General features: G+C 61.0%; 12 protein-coding genes. 6 read left to right on the top strand and 6 right to left on the bottom strand.

Annotated features, from left to right (window positions below; all coding sequences use genetic code 11):
* Positions 1–2 precede the first annotated feature (2 nt).
* Both PH552_RS09770 and PH552_RS09765 read right to left on the bottom strand, forming a co-directional pair.
* Complete coding sequence (locus tag PH552_RS09770) at positions 3–821, bottom strand: ABC transporter ATP-binding protein (RefSeq protein ID WP_113249660.1); 819 nt, start codon at positions 819–821, stop codon at positions 3–5.
* A 121-nt stretch (positions 822–942) separates the two neighbouring features.
* On the bottom strand, positions 943–1,956 hold the full coding sequence (locus PH552_RS09765; RefSeq protein ID WP_112341475.1) for an ABC transporter substrate-binding protein: 1,014 nt from the start codon (positions 1,954–1,956) through the stop codon (positions 943–945).
* A 196-nt stretch (positions 1,957–2,152) separates the two neighbouring features.
* On the opposite strand from PH552_RS09765, the gene PH552_RS09760 reads away from it, so the two are divergent.
* The 4 genes from PH552_RS09760 to PH552_RS09745 all read left to right on the top strand — a co-directional run bounded on the left by PH552_RS09760 (position 2,153) and on the right by PH552_RS09745 (position 3,882).
* Complete coding sequence (locus tag PH552_RS09760; RefSeq protein ID WP_348647335.1) at positions 2,153–2,626, top strand: hypothetical protein; 474 nt, start codon at positions 2,153–2,155, stop codon at positions 2,624–2,626.
* Positions 2,627–2,831: 205 nt separating this feature from the next.
* Entirely contained in the window at positions 2,832–3,290 is a 459-nt protein-coding gene (locus tag PH552_RS09755) for a helix-turn-helix domain-containing protein (protein ID WP_112341476.1), read from the top strand.
* Positions 3,291–3,451: 161 nt separating this feature from the next.
* Positions 3,452–3,646 (top strand): hypothetical protein, encoded by a 195-nt coding sequence (locus PH552_RS09750; RefSeq protein ID WP_162736952.1) that lies wholly within the window; start codon positions 3,452–3,454, stop codon positions 3,644–3,646.
* Positions 3,643–3,882 carry a hypothetical protein gene (locus PH552_RS09745; protein WP_112341477.1) on the top strand — a complete coding sequence of 80 codons (240 nt, stop codon included), beginning with the start codon at positions 3,643–3,645 and terminating at the stop codon, positions 3,880–3,882. Before PH552_RS09750 ends, PH552_RS09745 begins: the two co-directional genes overlap by 4 nt.
* Before the next feature lie 207 nt (positions 3,883–4,089).
* On the opposite strand, the gene PH552_RS09740 is transcribed toward PH552_RS09745, so the two are convergent.
* Positions 4,090–4,767 (bottom strand): TetR/AcrR family transcriptional regulator, encoded by a 678-nt coding sequence (locus PH552_RS09740; RefSeq protein WP_113249661.1) that lies wholly within the window; start codon positions 4,765–4,767, stop codon positions 4,090–4,092.
* Positions 4,768–4,911: 144 nt separating this feature from the next.
* Between PH552_RS09740 and PH552_RS09735 the strand changes: the two genes are divergently transcribed.
* The gene (locus PH552_RS09735) at positions 4,912–6,171 is read left to right on the top strand and encodes an efflux RND transporter periplasmic adaptor subunit (RefSeq protein WP_113249698.1); all 1,260 of its coding nucleotides are present in this window, start codon (positions 4,912–4,914) and stop codon (positions 6,169–6,171) included.
* Between the two features lie 8 nt (positions 6,172–6,179).
* The gene (locus PH552_RS09730) at positions 6,180–9,326 is read left to right on the top strand and encodes an efflux RND transporter permease subunit (RefSeq protein ID WP_113249662.1); all 3,147 of its coding nucleotides are present in this window, start codon (positions 6,180–6,182) and stop codon (positions 9,324–9,326) included.
* Between the two features lie 246 nt (positions 9,327–9,572).
* Here PH552_RS09730 and PH552_RS09725 read toward each other — a convergent pair whose 3' ends face one another.
* Genes PH552_RS09725 through PH552_RS09715 form a run of 3 tightly spaced genes read right to left on the bottom strand, consistent with a single transcriptional unit; the run spans position 9,573 to position 17,256 of the window.
* Positions 9,573–12,680 (bottom strand): efflux RND transporter permease subunit, encoded by a 3,108-nt coding sequence (locus PH552_RS09725; protein ID WP_113249663.1) that lies wholly within the window; start codon positions 12,678–12,680, stop codon positions 9,573–9,575.
* Positions 12,677–15,796, bottom strand: a complete 3,120-nt coding sequence (locus PH552_RS09720) for an efflux RND transporter permease subunit (protein ID WP_285165904.1) — start codon at positions 15,794–15,796, stop codon at positions 12,677–12,679. The genes PH552_RS09725 and PH552_RS09720 overlap by 4 nt, the downstream gene beginning before the upstream one ends.
* Entirely contained in the window at positions 15,793–17,256 is a 1,464-nt protein-coding gene (locus tag PH552_RS09715) for an efflux RND transporter periplasmic adaptor subunit (RefSeq protein ID WP_113249665.1), read from the bottom strand. Before PH552_RS09715 ends, PH552_RS09720 begins: the two co-directional genes overlap by 4 nt.
* Positions 17,257–17,346 lie beyond the last annotated feature (90 nt).

Below are 17,346 nucleotides of genomic sequence, written 5' to 3'. Positions count from 1 at the left end.
CCTTATGCCGCTTCCGCGGCACGGCGATAGCTGGTTTCGACCTCTTCGCGCAGGTCGTCCCAGATCGTCTTGCAATAATCGATGAAGTTCTGCTCGTAACGGATTTCCGAGACGACGCGCGGGCGCGGCAGGTCGATCGTATAGACCGATTTGACCGTCGCGGGGCCGGCCGTCAGGACATAGACCTTGTCGGCCAGCGCGACGGCTTCCTCGAGATCGTGCGTGACGAAGACGACAGACGCCTGCCGCTCGGCCCAGAGTTTCAGCAGTTCTTCGTGCATCACCGTGCGGGTCTGCACGTCGAGCGCCGAGAAAGGCTCGTCCATCAGCAGGATTTCCGGCTCGTTGATAAAGGTCTGCGCCAGCGAGACGCGCTTGCGCATGCCGCCCGACAGCTGATGCGGATAGTGATGCAGGAACTTCGAAAGGCCGACGCGGGCAAGCCAGTCCTTGGCCATCTTCTCAGCCTCGGCCTTCGACTTGCCGCGAAACAGCGGGCCGGCCATGACGTTTTCAATGACATTCTGCCAGGGGAATAGCGCATCCGTCTGGAAGGCGAAGCCGACGCGCCGGTCGATGCCGTCGACCGGGCCGCCCATCAGGCGGACCTCGCCGGCGCTCGGCTTGGCAAGGCCGGTGACGAGATTGAGCGTCGTCGACTTGCCGCAGCCCGTCGGCCCGACAACGGCGACGAATTCGCCGCGCTCGACGGTCATGTTGAAATCGCGCAGTGCGGTCAGCGACTTTCCGGTCGGCGATACGAAACGGCGGCTGACATTGATGAGTTCGATCGCCGGGGTACGGCGTTCATCCTGTTGCATGGTGCTGATCCTGACGCGTGCCTTCAGGGCGTGCACGCAAAGCCCAGTGAACTGCAAAGTCTCTTGAACCGCCGCTTCCGGAACCTGTCGGAAAACTGGCCGGAAGCGGCGCCATGACTGCTTACTTGACGTTCTTCACGAATTCCGTCGTGTAGGTCTTCGACAGGTCGATCGTCTTGCCCTTCACATTCTTGGAGAACTGCGAGAGCACGGCGAGAACCGTCTTCGGACCATCTTCCGGCATCACGCCATCGGCCGTGAACATTTCCTTGCCGGCGTCGAGAGCCTTGATGTAGCCCTCCTTGTCGCCGACGTAGAAGTCCTTCGGCATCTTGTCGGCGATCTCGGCGCCGGAGTGGGTATTGATGAAGCGCAGCGTCTTGACGAAGGCGTTCGCAAGCTTCTGCACTTCTTCCTTATGGGCGTCGACCCATGCGGCATCCATATAGAGAGAAGCGGCCGGATAGGTACCGCCGAGCGCTTCCTCGGTGCCCTTCAGCGTGCGCAGATCGACGAGAATCTTGGCTTCGCCGGTCTTTAGCAGGCGCGAGATCGTCGGCTCGGTGGTCATGCCCACCTGGATGGCATCCTGCTGCATGGCGGCGATGAAGGTCTGGCCGGCGCCGACCGGAACCGGCGTGATGTCGGCCGGGGAGAGGCCCGCCTTCGACGCCATGTAGAGCGTCAGGAAGTTCGTCGACGAGCCGAGGCCGGTGACGCCGGCGCGCTTGCCCTTCAGGTCGGCGAAGGACTTGATATCCGGATATTTGGCCGAAACGAGCTCGACTTCGCCCGGTGCCTGGCTGAACTGCACGACGGACTTGATGAACTTGCCCTTGGCCTGCAGGTCGACGCAGTGGTCGTAGAAGCCGACGACACCCTGAACGGCGCCGGCCAGCAGCTGGTTTTCGGCGTCGACGCCGGCGGATTCGTTGAGAAGCTCGACCTCGAGGCCTTCATCCTTGAAGTAGCCGAGGGATTCGGCGAGCTTGGCCGGCAGGTAGATCTGCTTTTCGTAGCCGCCCACCATGATGGAAATCTTGTCGGCAGCATTGGCGGCCGTGGCTGCAAGCGAAGCAGCTGTCATGACGAGGGAAAGGGCTACGGTATGAAAAAAGGTGCGCGATGGACGCATCAATGTCTCCTCCTGTTTTATTCTTGCGCCATACGACGCGCGGGAAAGGCGCTTCCTCCACGAAGCTCAGCAAACCTAGCCTGGGCAACCTTTCAGTCAGCTTTCAGTCCGGAATCTTCCAATACAAGGCTCGACTTTTGTTTCAGCGCCGCCGGCAAGGCAAATCGGGTGGGCGTTGCCCGCTTACGCAACCAGGATGGATGTGAAGGGAAAACAGGCCTTCCTGGAATGTCGCCGGCAACTGGCGTACCTTTCAGAAAGGCACCGTTTTCAGCCTGCATCCGTCGAAAGCACTCGCGTGACCTTGGCGATTCCCTTCAGGCAACTACTTATGATTGATCGTCGCAAGGAGGTGCGATCCATGAAAGCAGCAGCCGCAGTCCTGATTCTGACAACGATAGCGCCAGCCGAGCCGGCAACGGCCATCTCGCGCTACGAGTCGTCGAGCAAAACGTGCGCGTCCGTGCAGCAACTGATCGCCAGCGAGCGCGCCGCAATATTTCGCTATCCTTCCCGAGGCGGCCGTATCGTGCTGTATGACCGGTACGTTGCCGATGACGGCCAATGTGGTTCGGGAGACTATGCCGCTCGCGCCTACGTCCCGACGAAAGACAATCCGCTCTGCCCGGTGCATAACTGCAAATCGTCTTCCATTTTCAATCCGCATTAGCGCGCTGATACGCATTGATGCTTCGGATTTTCTGTGGGTATGTGACGATGGGATTACAAAATATTACAGAAAATGACTCTCGGTTGAATTCTACCCATATTTAACGCACATTTTGCGGGCAGATAGAGCACCCGAATCCTACTTCCGGGTCTCGCGAAGTAAGGTGATATCCGCTAGGTCCCCTGTTTGATAAGGAGATTGCGCAGTGAGTGCAAAAGTACCAAACCCGATCGATGCCTATGTTGGCTCTCGCGTGCGCACGCGTCGACTTATGCTCGGCATGAGTCAGGAGCGGCTCGCTGAGCAAATTGGCGTTACCTTTCAGCAGGTCCAGAAATACGAAAAGGGCACCAATCGCATCGGTGCCAGCCGGCTGCAGGCGATAGCTGGCGTGCTGGCCGTGCCGGTTGCCTTCTTCTTCCAGCAGGACAATACGCAGCCGCTGAACACGGACGGCCTCGGCGCGATCAACGGCCTTGAGGATCTGTCGGAGTTCCTGACCTCGAAAGAGGGCCTGAATCTCAACAAGGCATTCATGAAGATCAACGATCCCAGCGTCCGCCAGTCGGTGCTGACGTTGATCAAGTCGCTGGCGAATGCGTCCGATTCCCTGACGGACCATGTGCCTCGGACGGCGAACATGTCGGCAAGCCTTCGCAACTGACCTCCGGCCTCCCGGCAAACGGGCCGCGGGCATGTGCCTGCGCCAGCCTGAAACATGCTGTGAGACCTCGCATCCAGGCCCGCTGCCGAACCGTCCCGTGGACGGCGGCGGCGGCCGAGGTCATGCCGCATTAGGCTTCCGGCACCAGGATATTGCTTGCCGTGCTTTTCGCCGGTCCGCGCTTCAAACCGTTTCACTCCCTGAAATTGCAAAGTCAAGATTTTGCCACAATCAGGCCTCGTGTCACGCTGCGTGTCACGCGCCAAGCTGCAAAACATCCGTTACGCTTTGCTCATGTTCCCGGACCAGACACGATTCATCTGCCGGGAACGGCGGCAATAGAGGGCATGAAATGACAGCATTACTTCCGATCGGAGCAGCGCAGCAGGATCCAGACTCGCTCAAGGAACTGGCATCAATCGCTCGGCTCATCACCTATGCAAGGCAGAGCGCCAAGAACCTGAATGCGGAATTCCCGGTCTGGTGCCTGGATTTGGCACTGGGGGCCGTGTTGCAGGAAATGTATGCAAATGGCTTGCCGAATCCTTTGTTCGACGAGGGTACGGAGACAGCAAACGTGGTGGCACACTGAGCTGATCGATTCCGGCTTCCACCGGGATCTCGAACAATGCCGATATGGTTTCAACCAGCCATATCGGCATTGTTGCTCTGAGCAGGAAGGCTGCCGGGCGGACGGGATAAAACAACACCAGAAAAATGCGCAGCGGCTTTCCGTCCGGAATTGCGATAAATTGATGAGATGGAACGGCTCGGAAATTCCGTGAAAAACTGAACCGCTCTAACGAGCATCCTTGCGCGGCTGCACGCCCGCTACGAAAATCGAAATGCATTGGCGCAAATGGCGCAGCCGCGTTTCACGGTCCGGCCAGTCGCTCGGATGGCCAGGTTTGGAAATCATGGCACCGAAGATCATGTTCATCAGCATGCGCGCGCCGCTGGCCACATCGGCAATCTCGATCAGGCCGCGTCTTTGCTGCTGACTGAGCCAGTCGGCAAGCATCTGCTGCGATTGCTTGGCGCCATACGTGTGCAACAGCGTCGCAATCTCCGGGAATTGCTGCGCTTCGCTGATGGAAAGATGGATGAAAGCCTCGCGTTCGCGCTCCTGGGCTTCATCCATATCGATCATGAAGATCTGCTCGAGCGCCTCGACGAGGGGTAGATTCTCGTCGGGATCGCGCGGAAGGGCCAGCATGGATGCCCGGTGTTGAGCAATGATCGCCTTGAACAAGTCAGCCTTGCTCGGAAACAACTTGTAGAGGGTCTGTTTTGAAATCCTGCATCTGGCGGCAACGAGATCCATCGTCGTACTGCCGTAACCAAGTTCATAGAAGGTGGCACGCGCCACCCCGACGATCTCCGCGCGGCGCGCGTCGTCATTTGCGGTTTTCGGGCGGCCGCGCGGTCGTCGCCTGGCGGCCTGATCTGCCTTGCCTGCTCGTTCTTTTGTCAGCACTTCCGTCTTGGCCCCAACAGCCGAATGCGATTGACATTTGAAGCAGTATAAATATTTTCGGTACGACTTGGTACTGTAAATAAGGCAACAGGAAATAGCAACGTGCGAAAGCCCGCCAATCCCACTTCTGCGCCCGCATATGCGATGGTATCCAACCGCTTTTCAGCCGGCCGCGCCTCGATGACCGTCGCGGGGATTGCCCTCGCGATGTTGCTGGCCGGCTGCAACCAGCAGAATACGGCCCAAAACAATGCACCGGCCGTCAAGACGGAAGTCAGCGCGATGTCGCTGCATCCGCAATCCGTCGCAATCACCGCCGAGCTGCCCGGCCGCACCAGCGCCTATCTCGTTGCCGAAGTGCGGCCGCAGGTCGGCGGCATCATTCGCAGCCGCAATTTCAAGGAAGGCAGCGAGGTCAAGGCGGGTGATGTGCTCTATGAAATCGATCCCGCCTCGTATCAGGCATCCTATGACAGCGCCACCGCCGCCTTGCAGAAAGCGGAAGGGGCCGTGCCGAGCGCGCAGTCGAAAGTGGATCGTTATAAGAGCCTCACCGCACAGGACGCCGTCAGCAAACAAAATCTGGACGATGCACTTTCCGCTTTGGCTCAGGCGAACGCCGACGTGGCATCGGCGAAAGCGGCCCTCGAAACGGCACGCATCAATCTAGACTACACCAAGATGCGCGCGCCGATCGGCGGCCGCGTCGATGCGTCCGCGGTAACGGTCGGCGCTCTCGTCACAGCCGAGCAAACGACTGCGCTGACCACCATTCGCCAGCTCGATCCCATCAATGTCGACGTTACCCAGTCGAGCACGAACCTGCTCGAATTCCGGCGTGCCGTCGCCGAGGGCCGATTGAAGACCAGCGGCGACAACGTTTCCGTGCATCTCACGCTCGAAGATGGCAGCCAGTATAAGGAAACCGGCAAGCTGGAATTCGCCGAATCCTCCGTCGCGGAAACCGTCGGCACAATTACGGTGCGCGCCGTCTTCCCCAATCCGGATCGCGTGCTGCTGCCCGGCATGTATGTTCGCGCGACCATTCAGGAAGGCATCGCCGAAAACAGCTTCCTGGTGCCGCAACGCGCTGTGACGCGCAACACCAAGGGCGAACCGATTGCCATGTTCGTAGCCGCCGACGGCAAGGTGCACCAGCGGGTTCTGAAGGTGCAGCGCAGCATCGGCAACAGCTGGCTGGTGAACGAAGGTTTGGCCGACGGCGATCGCGTGATCGTGGAAGGCACGCAACGCGTCCGTGACGGCCAGGAGGTCAATGTCTCGCCAGTGACCATCGACGATGCGACCGGTGAAGTGAAGCAGGCCGCCGCCGACAGCAAGCCTGCCGAACAGGCCGCATTGGAAAAGACCGACACCAAGAACGCCTCCGGCGCTCAGAAGTGAGGTAGATGATGTCTCGTTTTTTCATCGACAGGCCGATCTTTGCCTGGGTCATCGCCATCGTCATCATGCTCGCCGGCGCGCTTTCGATCCTCACCTTGTCGATCTCGCAATATCCGCAGATCGCGCCGACCACGGTCAGCATTTCCGCCACCTATTCCGGTGCCGATGCCGCAACCGTCGAAAACTCGGTGACCAAGGTCATCGAACAGGGCATGACCGGTATCGACAATCTCGACTATATGACATCGACATCGACATCGACCGGCCAGGCGTCGATCTCGCTGACCTTCACCAACAAGGCCGATCCCGACGTCGCGCAGATGCAGGTGCAGAACAAGCTGCAGCTCGTCACCGCCCAGCTGCCGACGACCGTGCAGTCGACCGGGATCATCGTTTCCAAGTCGACATCGAACTTCCTGATGGTTGTCGGTTTCGTGTCGACCGACGGCAAGCTCAACTCCAATGACCTCGCCGACTATGTTTCCAGCACGCTCAACGATACGCTGAAGCGCATCGAAGGCGTCGGCAACACACAGATTTTCGGCTCCGGCTATGCGATGCGCATCTGGGTGGATCCGGACAAGCTTGCCAAATATCAGCTGATGGTGAGCGACGTCACCAGCGCGATCCAGTCGCAGAATTCGCAGGTTTCGGCCGGTCAGATCGGTGCCCTGCCGCAGCGCAAGGGTCAGCAGCTCAACGCGACCGTTACGGCCAAGAGCCGCCTGCAGACGCCGGAGCAGTTCGAAAACATCATCCTCAAGAGCCAGCCCAATGGCTCGCTGGTCCGTCTCAACGATGTCGCCACCGTCGAGCTCGGAGCTGAAAGCTATACGACCTCGAGCACCTATAACGGCCATCCCTCGGCCGGTCTTGCCGTCATGCTCGCGTCCGGCGCCAATGCCATCAATACGGCGGAAGCCGTGCGGACGACCATCGACAATCTGAAGCAGACGCTGCCGCCGAATGTCGAGGTGGTCTATCCCTACGACACGACGCCCTTCGTGAAGCTGTCGATCGAGGACGTGGTCAAGACGCTGTTCGAGGCCATCGTGCTCGTCTTCATCGTTATGTTCGTCTTCCTGCAGAACATCCGCGCCACGCTGATCCCGACACTCGCTGTTCCGGTCGTCCTGCTCGGTACTTTCGGCGTGCTCTCGCTCTTCGGCTATTCCATCAACACATTGACCATGTTCGGCATGGTGCTCGCCATCGGCCTTCTGGTCGACGACGCCATCGTCGTCGTCGAAAACGTCGAGCGCGTGATGGAGGAAGAAGGATTGTCGCCGCGCGAGGCGACGATCAAATCGATGCAGGAGATCACCGGTGCCTTGATCGGCATCGCCACGGTATTGTCGGCCGTGTTCATCCCGATGGCCTTCTTCTCCGGTTCGGTCGGCGTCATCTACCGCCAGTTCTCGGTGACGATCGTCTCGGCGATGATTCTCTCGGTCATTGTCGCCCTGATCCTGACGCCGGCCCTTTGCGCCACCATCCTGAAAGAACCCAAACACGGGGCGAAGGAAAAGGGCGTCTTCGGCTGGTTCAACCGCAATTTCGAGCGAGCGACGCATCGCTACCAGCGCAGCGTCCACGGCATGATCCGCCTCACCATCGTCTTCCTGCTGGTGTTCGTCGCAATTGGCGGTGCGGTGGCTTACCTGTTTAACCGGCTGCCGAGCTCCTTCCTTCCGGACGAGGATCAAGGCATCCTGCTGACAGCCATCCAGCTCCCCCCAGGCGCTACGAATTCGCGCACATGGACCGTGCTCGATCGGGTGAAGGACTACTATCTCAACAACGAGAAAGACTATGTCGAAGGTGCATTCGCGGTCGCCGGTTTCGGCTTCAGCGGCCAGGGCCAGAATGTCGGTATCGTCTTCGTCCGGCTGAAGGACTTCGACCAGCGCAAGACGCCCCAGTCGAAGGCGCAGGCAATTGCCGGCCGCGCCATGGGTGCCTTCTCGAAGATCAAGGACGGCAACGTCTTCGCGCTGGCGCCTCCGGCGATCCCCGGTTTCGGCAGTTCGAGCGGCTTCGACTTCTTCATCAAGGATATCAACGGTGCCGGCCATGCCGCATTGATCCAGGCCCGCAACCAGTTGCTCGGCGCCGCGGCAAAGAACCCAAAGCTGTTCGGCACCCGTCCGAACGGCCAGGAAGATACGCCGCAATATTCCTTGAACATCGATCAGGAAAAGGCGAGTGCGCTGAATATCGCCCTTTCCGACATCGACACGACCTTGTCGACGGCTTGGGGCGGCACCTATGTCAACGACTTCATCGACCGCGGTCGCGTGAAGAAGGTTTACGTACAGGCCGACAAGAATTTCCGCATGCAGCCGGAGGATTTCGGCCGCTGGTACGTGCGCAACTCCGGTGGCGACATGGTACCCTTCTCGGCTTTCTCGAACGGCCAATGGAACTATGGTTCGCCGCGCCTCGAGCGCTATAACGGCTCGTCCGCCGTCGAAATCCAGGGGTCAGCAGCGCCGGGCGTTTCCTCGGGCGATGCCATGAACGAGATCGACAAGATCATGGCCAGCCTGCCGCCGGGCTTCAGCCACGAATGGACCAGCCTCTCCGCCCAGGAAAAGCTCTCCGGCAACCAGGCAAGCCAGCTTTATGCCATCTCCATCCTGGTCGTCTTCCTGGCGCTCGCCGCCCTTTATGAGAGCTGGTCGATCCCGCTTGCCGTCATGCTGTCGGTGCCGATCGGCATCTTCGGCGCCTTGTTGGCTGCAACCCTGTTCGGTCAGTCGAATGACGTCTACTTCAAGGTCGGCCTGCTGACGACCATCGGCCTGGCGGCCAAGAACGCCATCCTGATCGTCGAATTCGCCATCGAGCAGCAGAACCAGGGCAAGAACCTGATCGATGCGACGCTGGTGGCAGCCCGCCAGCGCCTGCGGCCGATCCTGATGACCTCGCTTGCCTTCATCCTCGGCGTCATGCCGCTGGCGATCGCCAACGGTGCCGGCTCAGGCAGCCAGAACTCGATCGGCATCGGCGTCATGGGCGGCATGATCTCGGCGACCGTGCTCGGCATCTTCTTCATCCCGCTGCTCTTCGTCTCGGTGCGCCGCATCTTCAAGGGCAAAGTCGTGGCGACGGCAGCGGACACTCCCGCGACCGATACCGGGAGCACACACTAACGAAACATAGCTCGCCCTCGGTATCGAGAAGCGGCTTGAACCAAAAAGGGCTCCCGTCGGTAATGCGGGAGCCCTTTTTGTTTTGATATCATGTACTCCGAAAGAGTTTCCTGCTGTGCGTGAGGAGCGTTGGCACCATAGATCCTTCTCCCTCGGAGAGAATGGGTAAGAACTATAAGTGTGACCTCAGAGCCCTACACGGGTATTCCTCTATCTCCACCAATGATCAGTGAAACACAGCGCTCGTCAGTTCGACGGAGCCGGAACCGCCGCCGCAGTCTGCGGCTTCGGAGACCATCTCGCATGCAGCTTGGCAAGCATCAGGTAGATGATCGGCGTTGTATAGAGCGTCAGTACCTGCGACACGACAAGACCGCCGACGATGGTGATGCCGAGCGGCCGGCGCAGCTCCGAGCCTGGGCCGGTAGCGATGATCAGCGGGATCGCGCCCATCAGCGCCGCCAGCGTCGTCATCAGGATCGGCCGGAAACGCTTGAGGCACGCCTGATAGATGGCCTCCTCCGAAGACAGGCCGAGCGTTCGCTCGCCCTGCAGGGCGAAATCCACCATCATGATGCCGTTCTTCTTGACGATGCCGATCAGGAGGATGATGCCGATGAAGGCGATCAGCGTCAGCTCCGTACCGCTGATGGCGAGCGCCAGCAGCGCACCGAGACCGGCCGACGGCAACGTCGAGATGATCGTCAGCGGATGCGCCAGGCTCTCATAGAGGATACCGAGGACGATATAGACCGTCAGCAAAGCTGCCAGCAGCAAGAGCGGCTGGCTGCCGGACGATTGTGTGAGGCTCGCGGCATCGCCGGCAAAATCCGCATGCAGCGTATCGGGCAGATGCATGTCGAGCACGGCTTTCTGTATGGCATCGTTCGCCACCTGCAGCGGGATATTGAGCGCCAGATTGTAGGAGATCGTCACGGCAGGATACTGCCCCTGGTGGTTGACCACCAGCGGCGCGAGCGTTCGATCGATCGATGCGACGGCGCTCAGCGGTACTTGCGTGCCGCCGGAGGCCGGCACATAGAGCTTAGAAATATCATGTGGGTCGAGCGCATAATTCGGATCCGCTTCCAGCACGACGCGATACTGGTTGCGCTGCGTGTAGATTGTCGAGATCTGCCGCTGCGCGAAAGCGTTGTTCAGCGCGGCATCGATGGACTGGATGTTGACGCCGAGCTGCGAGGCCATGCTGCGGTCGATATTGACGGTCGCCTGCAAGCCGTTGGGCTGCCTGTCGGTCGCGACATCGGTCAGTTCGTGAAGGGCCTGGAGGCGCTGCAACACCTTGGGTGCCCATTCGACCAGCTCGTCATAATTCGCGCCCCAGACGGTGAATTGATACTGCGATTGCGACTGGCGCGCCCCGGCGCGGATATCGCCGGGCGAAAACAGGAAGGTGCTGAGGCCCGGAACGGCCATCAACTGCTTACGGAGCCGGTCTATGACGTCGGCCGTTGGCGCACGCTCCGATTCCGGCTTCAGCGAGATAAAGAGCTGCCCGCGATTGATGGAGCTGGAGAAGCCTCCACCACCCACGGAGGAGCCAATACCGGAAACGGCGGGGTCCTTCGAGGCGATATCGGCGGCCTGCTGCTGCAGCTTCACCATGGCCGGATAGGAAATATCGGTCGCCGCCTGCGTTCCGCCCTGGATGAAACCGGTATCGTCCTGCGGAATGAAGCCCTTGGGAACCTTGACGTAGAGATAGCCCGACATGACGACGCAGGCGATGATGACAAGTACGGAAAGAACCCGATGGTGCAGCACGGCCTTCAGCGTGCGGCCGTAAAATCCGATAATCGCAGCCAACGTGCCCTCGACGAGGCGGCCGAACGGACCGGGCCGTGCATCGATATCATGCGGACGCAGGCGATGGCCGCAGATCATCGGCGTCAGCGTCAGCGACACCAACGTCGAAACGGCGATCGTAAAGCCGAGCGTCAGCGAAAAGGTCTGAAAGAAGCGGCCGACGATGCCGCCCATGAAGAACAGCGGTATGAAGGCAGCAAGCAGCGATAGGCTGATCGAGATGACAGTGAAGCCGATTTGCTTGGCGCCTTCGAGCGCCGCCCGCATTGGCTTCATGCCGGTTTCCAGATTGGCATAGATGTTCTCGATCATGACGATGGCGTCGTCGACGACGAAGCCGACGGAGACGGCGAGCGCCATGAGGGAGAGATTGTCGATCGACAGCCCGAAGAGCCACATCGCGGCAAAGGTCCCGGCAAGCGACAGCGGCACGGTGACGCCGGCGGCAAAGGTCGGCGTGGCGCGCCGCAGGAAGATAAAGACCACGGCCATGACAAGGCAGATCGTGGCAAGCAGCGTCCATTGCATGTCGTTGACGCTGGCATGGATCGTCGTGGTGCGGTCGGAAAGAATGGAGACGTTCACCCCGGCGGGGATGAGCCGCTGCAGCTCGGGGATCAGTTGCTTGACGCCATCGACAGTGGCAATGACATTCGCATCCGCCTGCTTGGTGATGTTGAGCAGCACGGCCGGCTTGCCATCATACCAGGCATCGGAGCGACTGTTGCGCACGCCCGGCTCGACTGTGGCGATATCGGAGAGACGAACGGCTGTGCCGTCGCCGCTCTGCACGATGATCCTTCCATAGGCTTCCGGCGTGCGCAGCTGGCTGTTCATGGCAACGGAAAACGCGCCGCCTGCTCCATCGATGGAGCCGAAGGGACCGAGCACATTGGCGTTGACGATTGCCGTGCGCACGGCATCGAGCGATAGGCCCATGGCCGCGAGCCTGTCGGGATCCAGGCGAACACGTATCGCCGGCTGATCGGCACCGCTCACCGTTACACCGCCGACGCCATCCACCTGCGAGATGCGCTGCACCACCACGGTATCCGCCGCATCATAGATGGCGCTCGGAGAGACGTTGTCTGAAGTCAGCGCCAGAATAAGAACGGGGGCCGCAGCCGGATTGATCTTGCGGAAGGACGGCAAGGTCGGCAGATCGCCCGGCAGGTCGGTCGCCGCCGCGTTCAGCGCCGCCTGCACGTCTTGGGCGGCGCCATCAACGCTGCGCGAGAGGTCGAATTGGGCAATGATGGTGCTCGATCCGAGCGAGCTCACCGATGTCAGCTGCGTCACGCCGGCGATCGTGCCGAGATGGCGCTCAAGCGGGGCTGCAACGCTCGCCGCCATGCTGGCGGGATCGGCGCCGGGACGGCTGGCGGAGACGACGATGGTGGGAAGGTCGACGGTCGGCAGGCTTGCGACGGGCAGAAAGCGATAGGCAACGATGCCGAGGATCACCAACCCGATCGCCAGAAGCGTCGTCCCGACCGGGCGTTTGACGAACGGCTCGGAGATATTCATGTCTCGTCACTCGCCAATTCGTTCATTTCGGTGCTTGGCATGCCGCTGGTGCGGCCGAGGATCCGGGCGCGCAGGCGTTCGAAAGCCAGATAGATCACCGGCGTCGTATAAAGCGTCAAGAGCTGCGAAAGCACGAGCCCGCCGATGATGGTGATCCCGAGCGGAATGCGCAGCTCGGCACCCGTGCCCTGCGCCAGCGCCAGCGGCAGGGCGCCGAAGAGCGCTGCCAGCGTCGTCATCATGATCGGCCGGAAACGCAGGATCGAGGCCTTGAGGACGGCCTCGCGCGGCTCGAGACCTTCCTTGCGCTCCGCCTCCAGCGCAAAGTCGATCATCATGATCGCGTTCTTCTTGACGATGCCCATCAGGAGCACGATGCCGATCAGCGCGATGATCGACAGATCCTGCCCGAACAGCATCAGCGCCAGTAGGGCGCCGACACCGGCCGAAGGCAGCGTCGAAAGGATCGTAACGGGATGAACGGCACTCTCATAGAGCAGGCCGAGCACGATGTAGATCGTCACGACCGCCGCCAGGATCAGCCAGGGCTCGCCGGCGAGTGACGAGGCGAACTCCTCGGCATCGCCGGAATATTTGCGCTGAATATTGTCGGGCATGCCGATATTCAGCTCCGCCGCCTTGATCTCGGCGACGGCATCGCTGAGCGACGCACCCTTGGCGAGATCGAAGCTGAGCGTCACGGCCGGAAACTGCTCATCATGGCTGATGACCAGCGGCGCGGTCGTGAAGCTCGCCGTCGTGAAGGCGTTGAGCGGCACCTGCGTGTCGCTGGCGCCGGCGACATATAGCTTGTCGAGCGATTTCGGATCCGACTGGTATTCTGGTGCAGCCTCCAGAATGACGCGATACTGATTGGCCTGGCCGTAGATCGTCGCGATCTGACGCTGACCGAAGGCATCATTCAAAGTATCGCCGACGGCCTGCATCGAAACGCCGAGCCGCGAGGCGGTCTCACGGTCGACATCGACGAAGATGCGGCCGCCGCCCATTTCGACTTCGGAGGCGACATCGATGAGCTTCGGGCTTTGCTGCAGACGCTGCGCCAGCTTTGCGGCCCAATCGACCACAGTCGCCGTATCCGTTGCCGTCAACGTGTACTGATAGGGCGCGCGGCTCGCCCGGGTGCTGATCGAGATGTCACGCACGCTCTGGAAGGTGACATGGATGCCCGGCATGCCGGCGACCTCTTCGCGCATGCGGTCGATAATCTGATCGGCGGAAGCGTCACGCTGGTTCCTCGGCTTCAGCACAAGGCTGAGATTGCCCGTGTTCAGTGTCAGATTGCTGGCGCTGGTGCCGATGACGGAGACGACGCCACTGACATCGGGATCCTTGCGCAGCCGGCCGGCGACATCGGCCTGTATCTGCTTCATCGTTTCGAAAGACGTGGTTGGCTCGGCCTCGATGACGGCGGTGATCAACCCCGTATCCTGAGCCGGCAGAAAACCCTTGGGGATGACGACATAGAGCGCGATCGTCGCGGCCAGCGTCACGACCGTGATCATGAGCATCAGGGCGCTGCGATCCACCGTCCAGACGAGGCTGCGGCGATAGCCTTCGATCAGCCACTCCGTAAAGCGATCGGCGCCGGCCAGGAAACCGCCCTGCCGCTCCTTGGGTTTGCGCAGGATGCGCGCGCACATCATCGGGGTCAGCGTCAGCGAAACGACGGCCGACACGACGACGGCAATGGTCAGAGTCAGCGCGAATTCGCGGAACATGCGACCGACGATCCCGGTCATGAACAGCAGCGGGATAAAAACAGCAACCAGCGAGACGGTCAGCGAAATGATGGTGAAACCGATCTCGCCGGCGCCCTTCAGCGCCGCCTGCATCGGGTTTTCACCTTCTTCGATGTGGCGAGCGATGTTCTCGATCATCACGATGGCGTCGTCGACGACGAAGCCGGTGCCGATCGTCAGCGCCATCAGCGAGAGATTGTCGAGGCTGAAGCCGGCAAACCACATGACGCCGAAAGTGGCAATCAGCGACAGCGGCAGCGCGACGCCTGCAATGAAGGTCGCCGTCATCGTTCGTAAGAACAGCAGAACCACCAAGATGACGAGGCCGATACTGATGACCAGCGTCCATTGTACGTCATGGATCGAAGCCCGGATGGTCTCGGTGCGGTCATTGACGATATCGAGCGAAATGCCGGCCGGCATCGCCTGCTTCAGCTTCGGAAGCTGCTTCAGCACGTTCTCGACCGTCTGGATGACATTGGCGCCCGGCTGGCGCATGATGTCGAGAATGACCGCGGGCTGTCCCTGATACCAGGCACCGACGCGGTTGTTTTCCAGTCCTTCGACGACGGTTGCCACGTCCTTCAACTGCACGGGCGCGCTGTTGCGATAGGCGACGATGACCGATTTGTAGACGTTCGGATCGACGATCTGGTCGTTGGCGGCAAGCGTGAAACTCTGCTGCGTGCCGTCGAGCGCACCCTTGGCGCCGGCGACGCTGGCATTGGTGATGGCGGTACGGATATCTTCAAGGGCCAGGCCATAGGAAGCGAGACGCGGCAGGTCCACCTGGATGCGGATGGCAGGCTTGACGCCGCCCTGGATGTTGACGTCGCCGACGCCTGAGACTTCGCTCAGGCGCTGCGCCATCATCGTATCGGCGAAATCGCTGAGCTCACGGATCGAATAGCTGTTGGAGCGTAGCGCCAGCGTCACGATCGGCGTATCCGCCGGGTTCACTTTCGAATAGGTCGGCGGATAGGGAAGCGTGCGCGGCAAGGTCGAGCCGGCGGCATTGATCGCCGCCTGCACATCCTGCGCGGCGCCATCGATATCCCGGCCGAGATCGAATTGCAGCGTGATCTGGCTGATGCCGAAGGCGCTCGACGAAGTCATGGAGGCGAGCGACGGGATCTGGCCGAGCGGCCGCTCCAGGGGCGCGGTCACCAGCGCCGCCATCGTATCGGGATCGGCGCCTGGAAGCTGCGTCGTCACCTGGATCGTCGGAAAATCGACTTGCGGCAGCGGCGCGACCGGCAGGAAGAGAAAGCCGAGAATGCCACCCAGCAGCACGGCTACCCCGAGGAGCGAGGTGGCAATGGGCCTGGAGATGAAGAGCGACGAAACGTTCATTGTTGCTGCGTCGGCGCGGCGGATGAATTGTTGGATACGGAGTTGCCACCCGTATCCGCGCCCTGCCCCTCACTCGCGGCAGGCTGACCGTCCTGACCGCGATGGCCACCTTGGCCGTTGTGCCGACGGTGCGGCCGCTCGCCGCCATTGCCGTTGTCCTGGCTCGTCTGCGGATCGTTCTCCGCAACGGGCTGTCCCTGATCCTTCGATGCAGGGGCATTTGGCGCCACTTCATCCGGATTGGCCGAAATCTGAACTTTCGACCCGTCCTGCAGCCGCGCGAAACCCGTGGTCACCACCTTGTCGCCGGGGGATACGCCCTCGGCGATGACGGCCTGCGTGTCGTCCTGCTGGCGTACCTTCACCGGCTTCATGGCAACGGTCTGGTCCTGGCTGACGATATAGACGAAGGTGCCGTTCGGCCCGCGCTGCACGGCGCCGCTTGGAATGACAGTGACGCCCTTCAGCGTCTCCACTAGCAGGCGGGCATTGACGAAAGCGCCCGGCCACAGCGCCAGCTTCTCGTTGGGGAAATTCGCCTTCAGCTTGACCGTGCCCGTGGTCGGGTCGACCTGGTTGTCGACCACCGCCAGCGTGCCATTGTCGACCACCGTCTGGCCATCGCTTCCCATAGCCTGCACAGCAAGCGTTCCGGCCGCGCTTGCCGCATTGACGCGGGCTAGCTGCTGCTGCGGAATGGAAAACAGTACGGAGATCGGCCGGATCTGCGACAGCGTCACGATGCCGGTCGCATCCGACGAGCTGACGAGGTTGCCGACATCGACGTTGCGGATGCCTGTGCGCCCGTCGATGGGCGCCTTGATCGTCGTATAGTCCAGCGTTGCCTGCGCGCTTTCGATGGCTGCCACATCGACCTGGACCTGTGCCGTATACTGCGCCACCAGCGAGGTCTGGGTGTCGACCTGCTGCTGCGTGCCAGACGCGCTCTTCACCATCAGCTGAAAGCGGGCGAGATCGCGTTGAGCGCCGGCAAGCAGCGCTTCGTCCTGTGCCTTCTTGGCAACCGCCTGATCACGCTGGGCCTTGTAGACTCCATCGTCGATGCGGGCGATGACATCGCCCTTCTTGATATCCTGGCCTTCCACGAAATCAATTTCGACGATCTTGCCGCTGACCTGCGCCCGCACGGTGACGGTGTTCAACGCCTTTACCGAACCCACGCCATCGATATAGACGGGCACATCGGCGGTCTTAGCGTCGGCGGCCAGCACCGGAACAGGGCCGCTGAACTGTGAAAGGCTACGCCGCCCTCCGCCACCGCCTTGACTTCGTCCGCCGCCCCGGCGTTCGCCTTGCGCCTGCTCGGCTGGCGCTGCGGCATTCTGATAGCCGAGCAGCTTCTCCGCCGGGCCAAGCCAGCGATCGCGGGTCGCATAGGCGCCGTATCCAACCGCGCCGATGATCGCCAACCATACCGCGACCCGAAATGTCCGAGCCATCAACACACCTTCCTTCAAAACCTTCGGCGATCTGCGATCGCCGATAAGATGGCGCGACTCTAGCTTGCATCGAGCCGCTTAGGAATTTGG

It is taken from the genome of Rhizobium aureum (assembly GCF_030182495.1).
Taxonomy (GTDB): domain Bacteria; phylum Pseudomonadota; class Alphaproteobacteria; order Rhizobiales; family Rhizobiaceae; genus Rhizobium; species Rhizobium tropici_C.
This window is presented reverse-complemented; position numbering and strand designations above follow the sequence as displayed.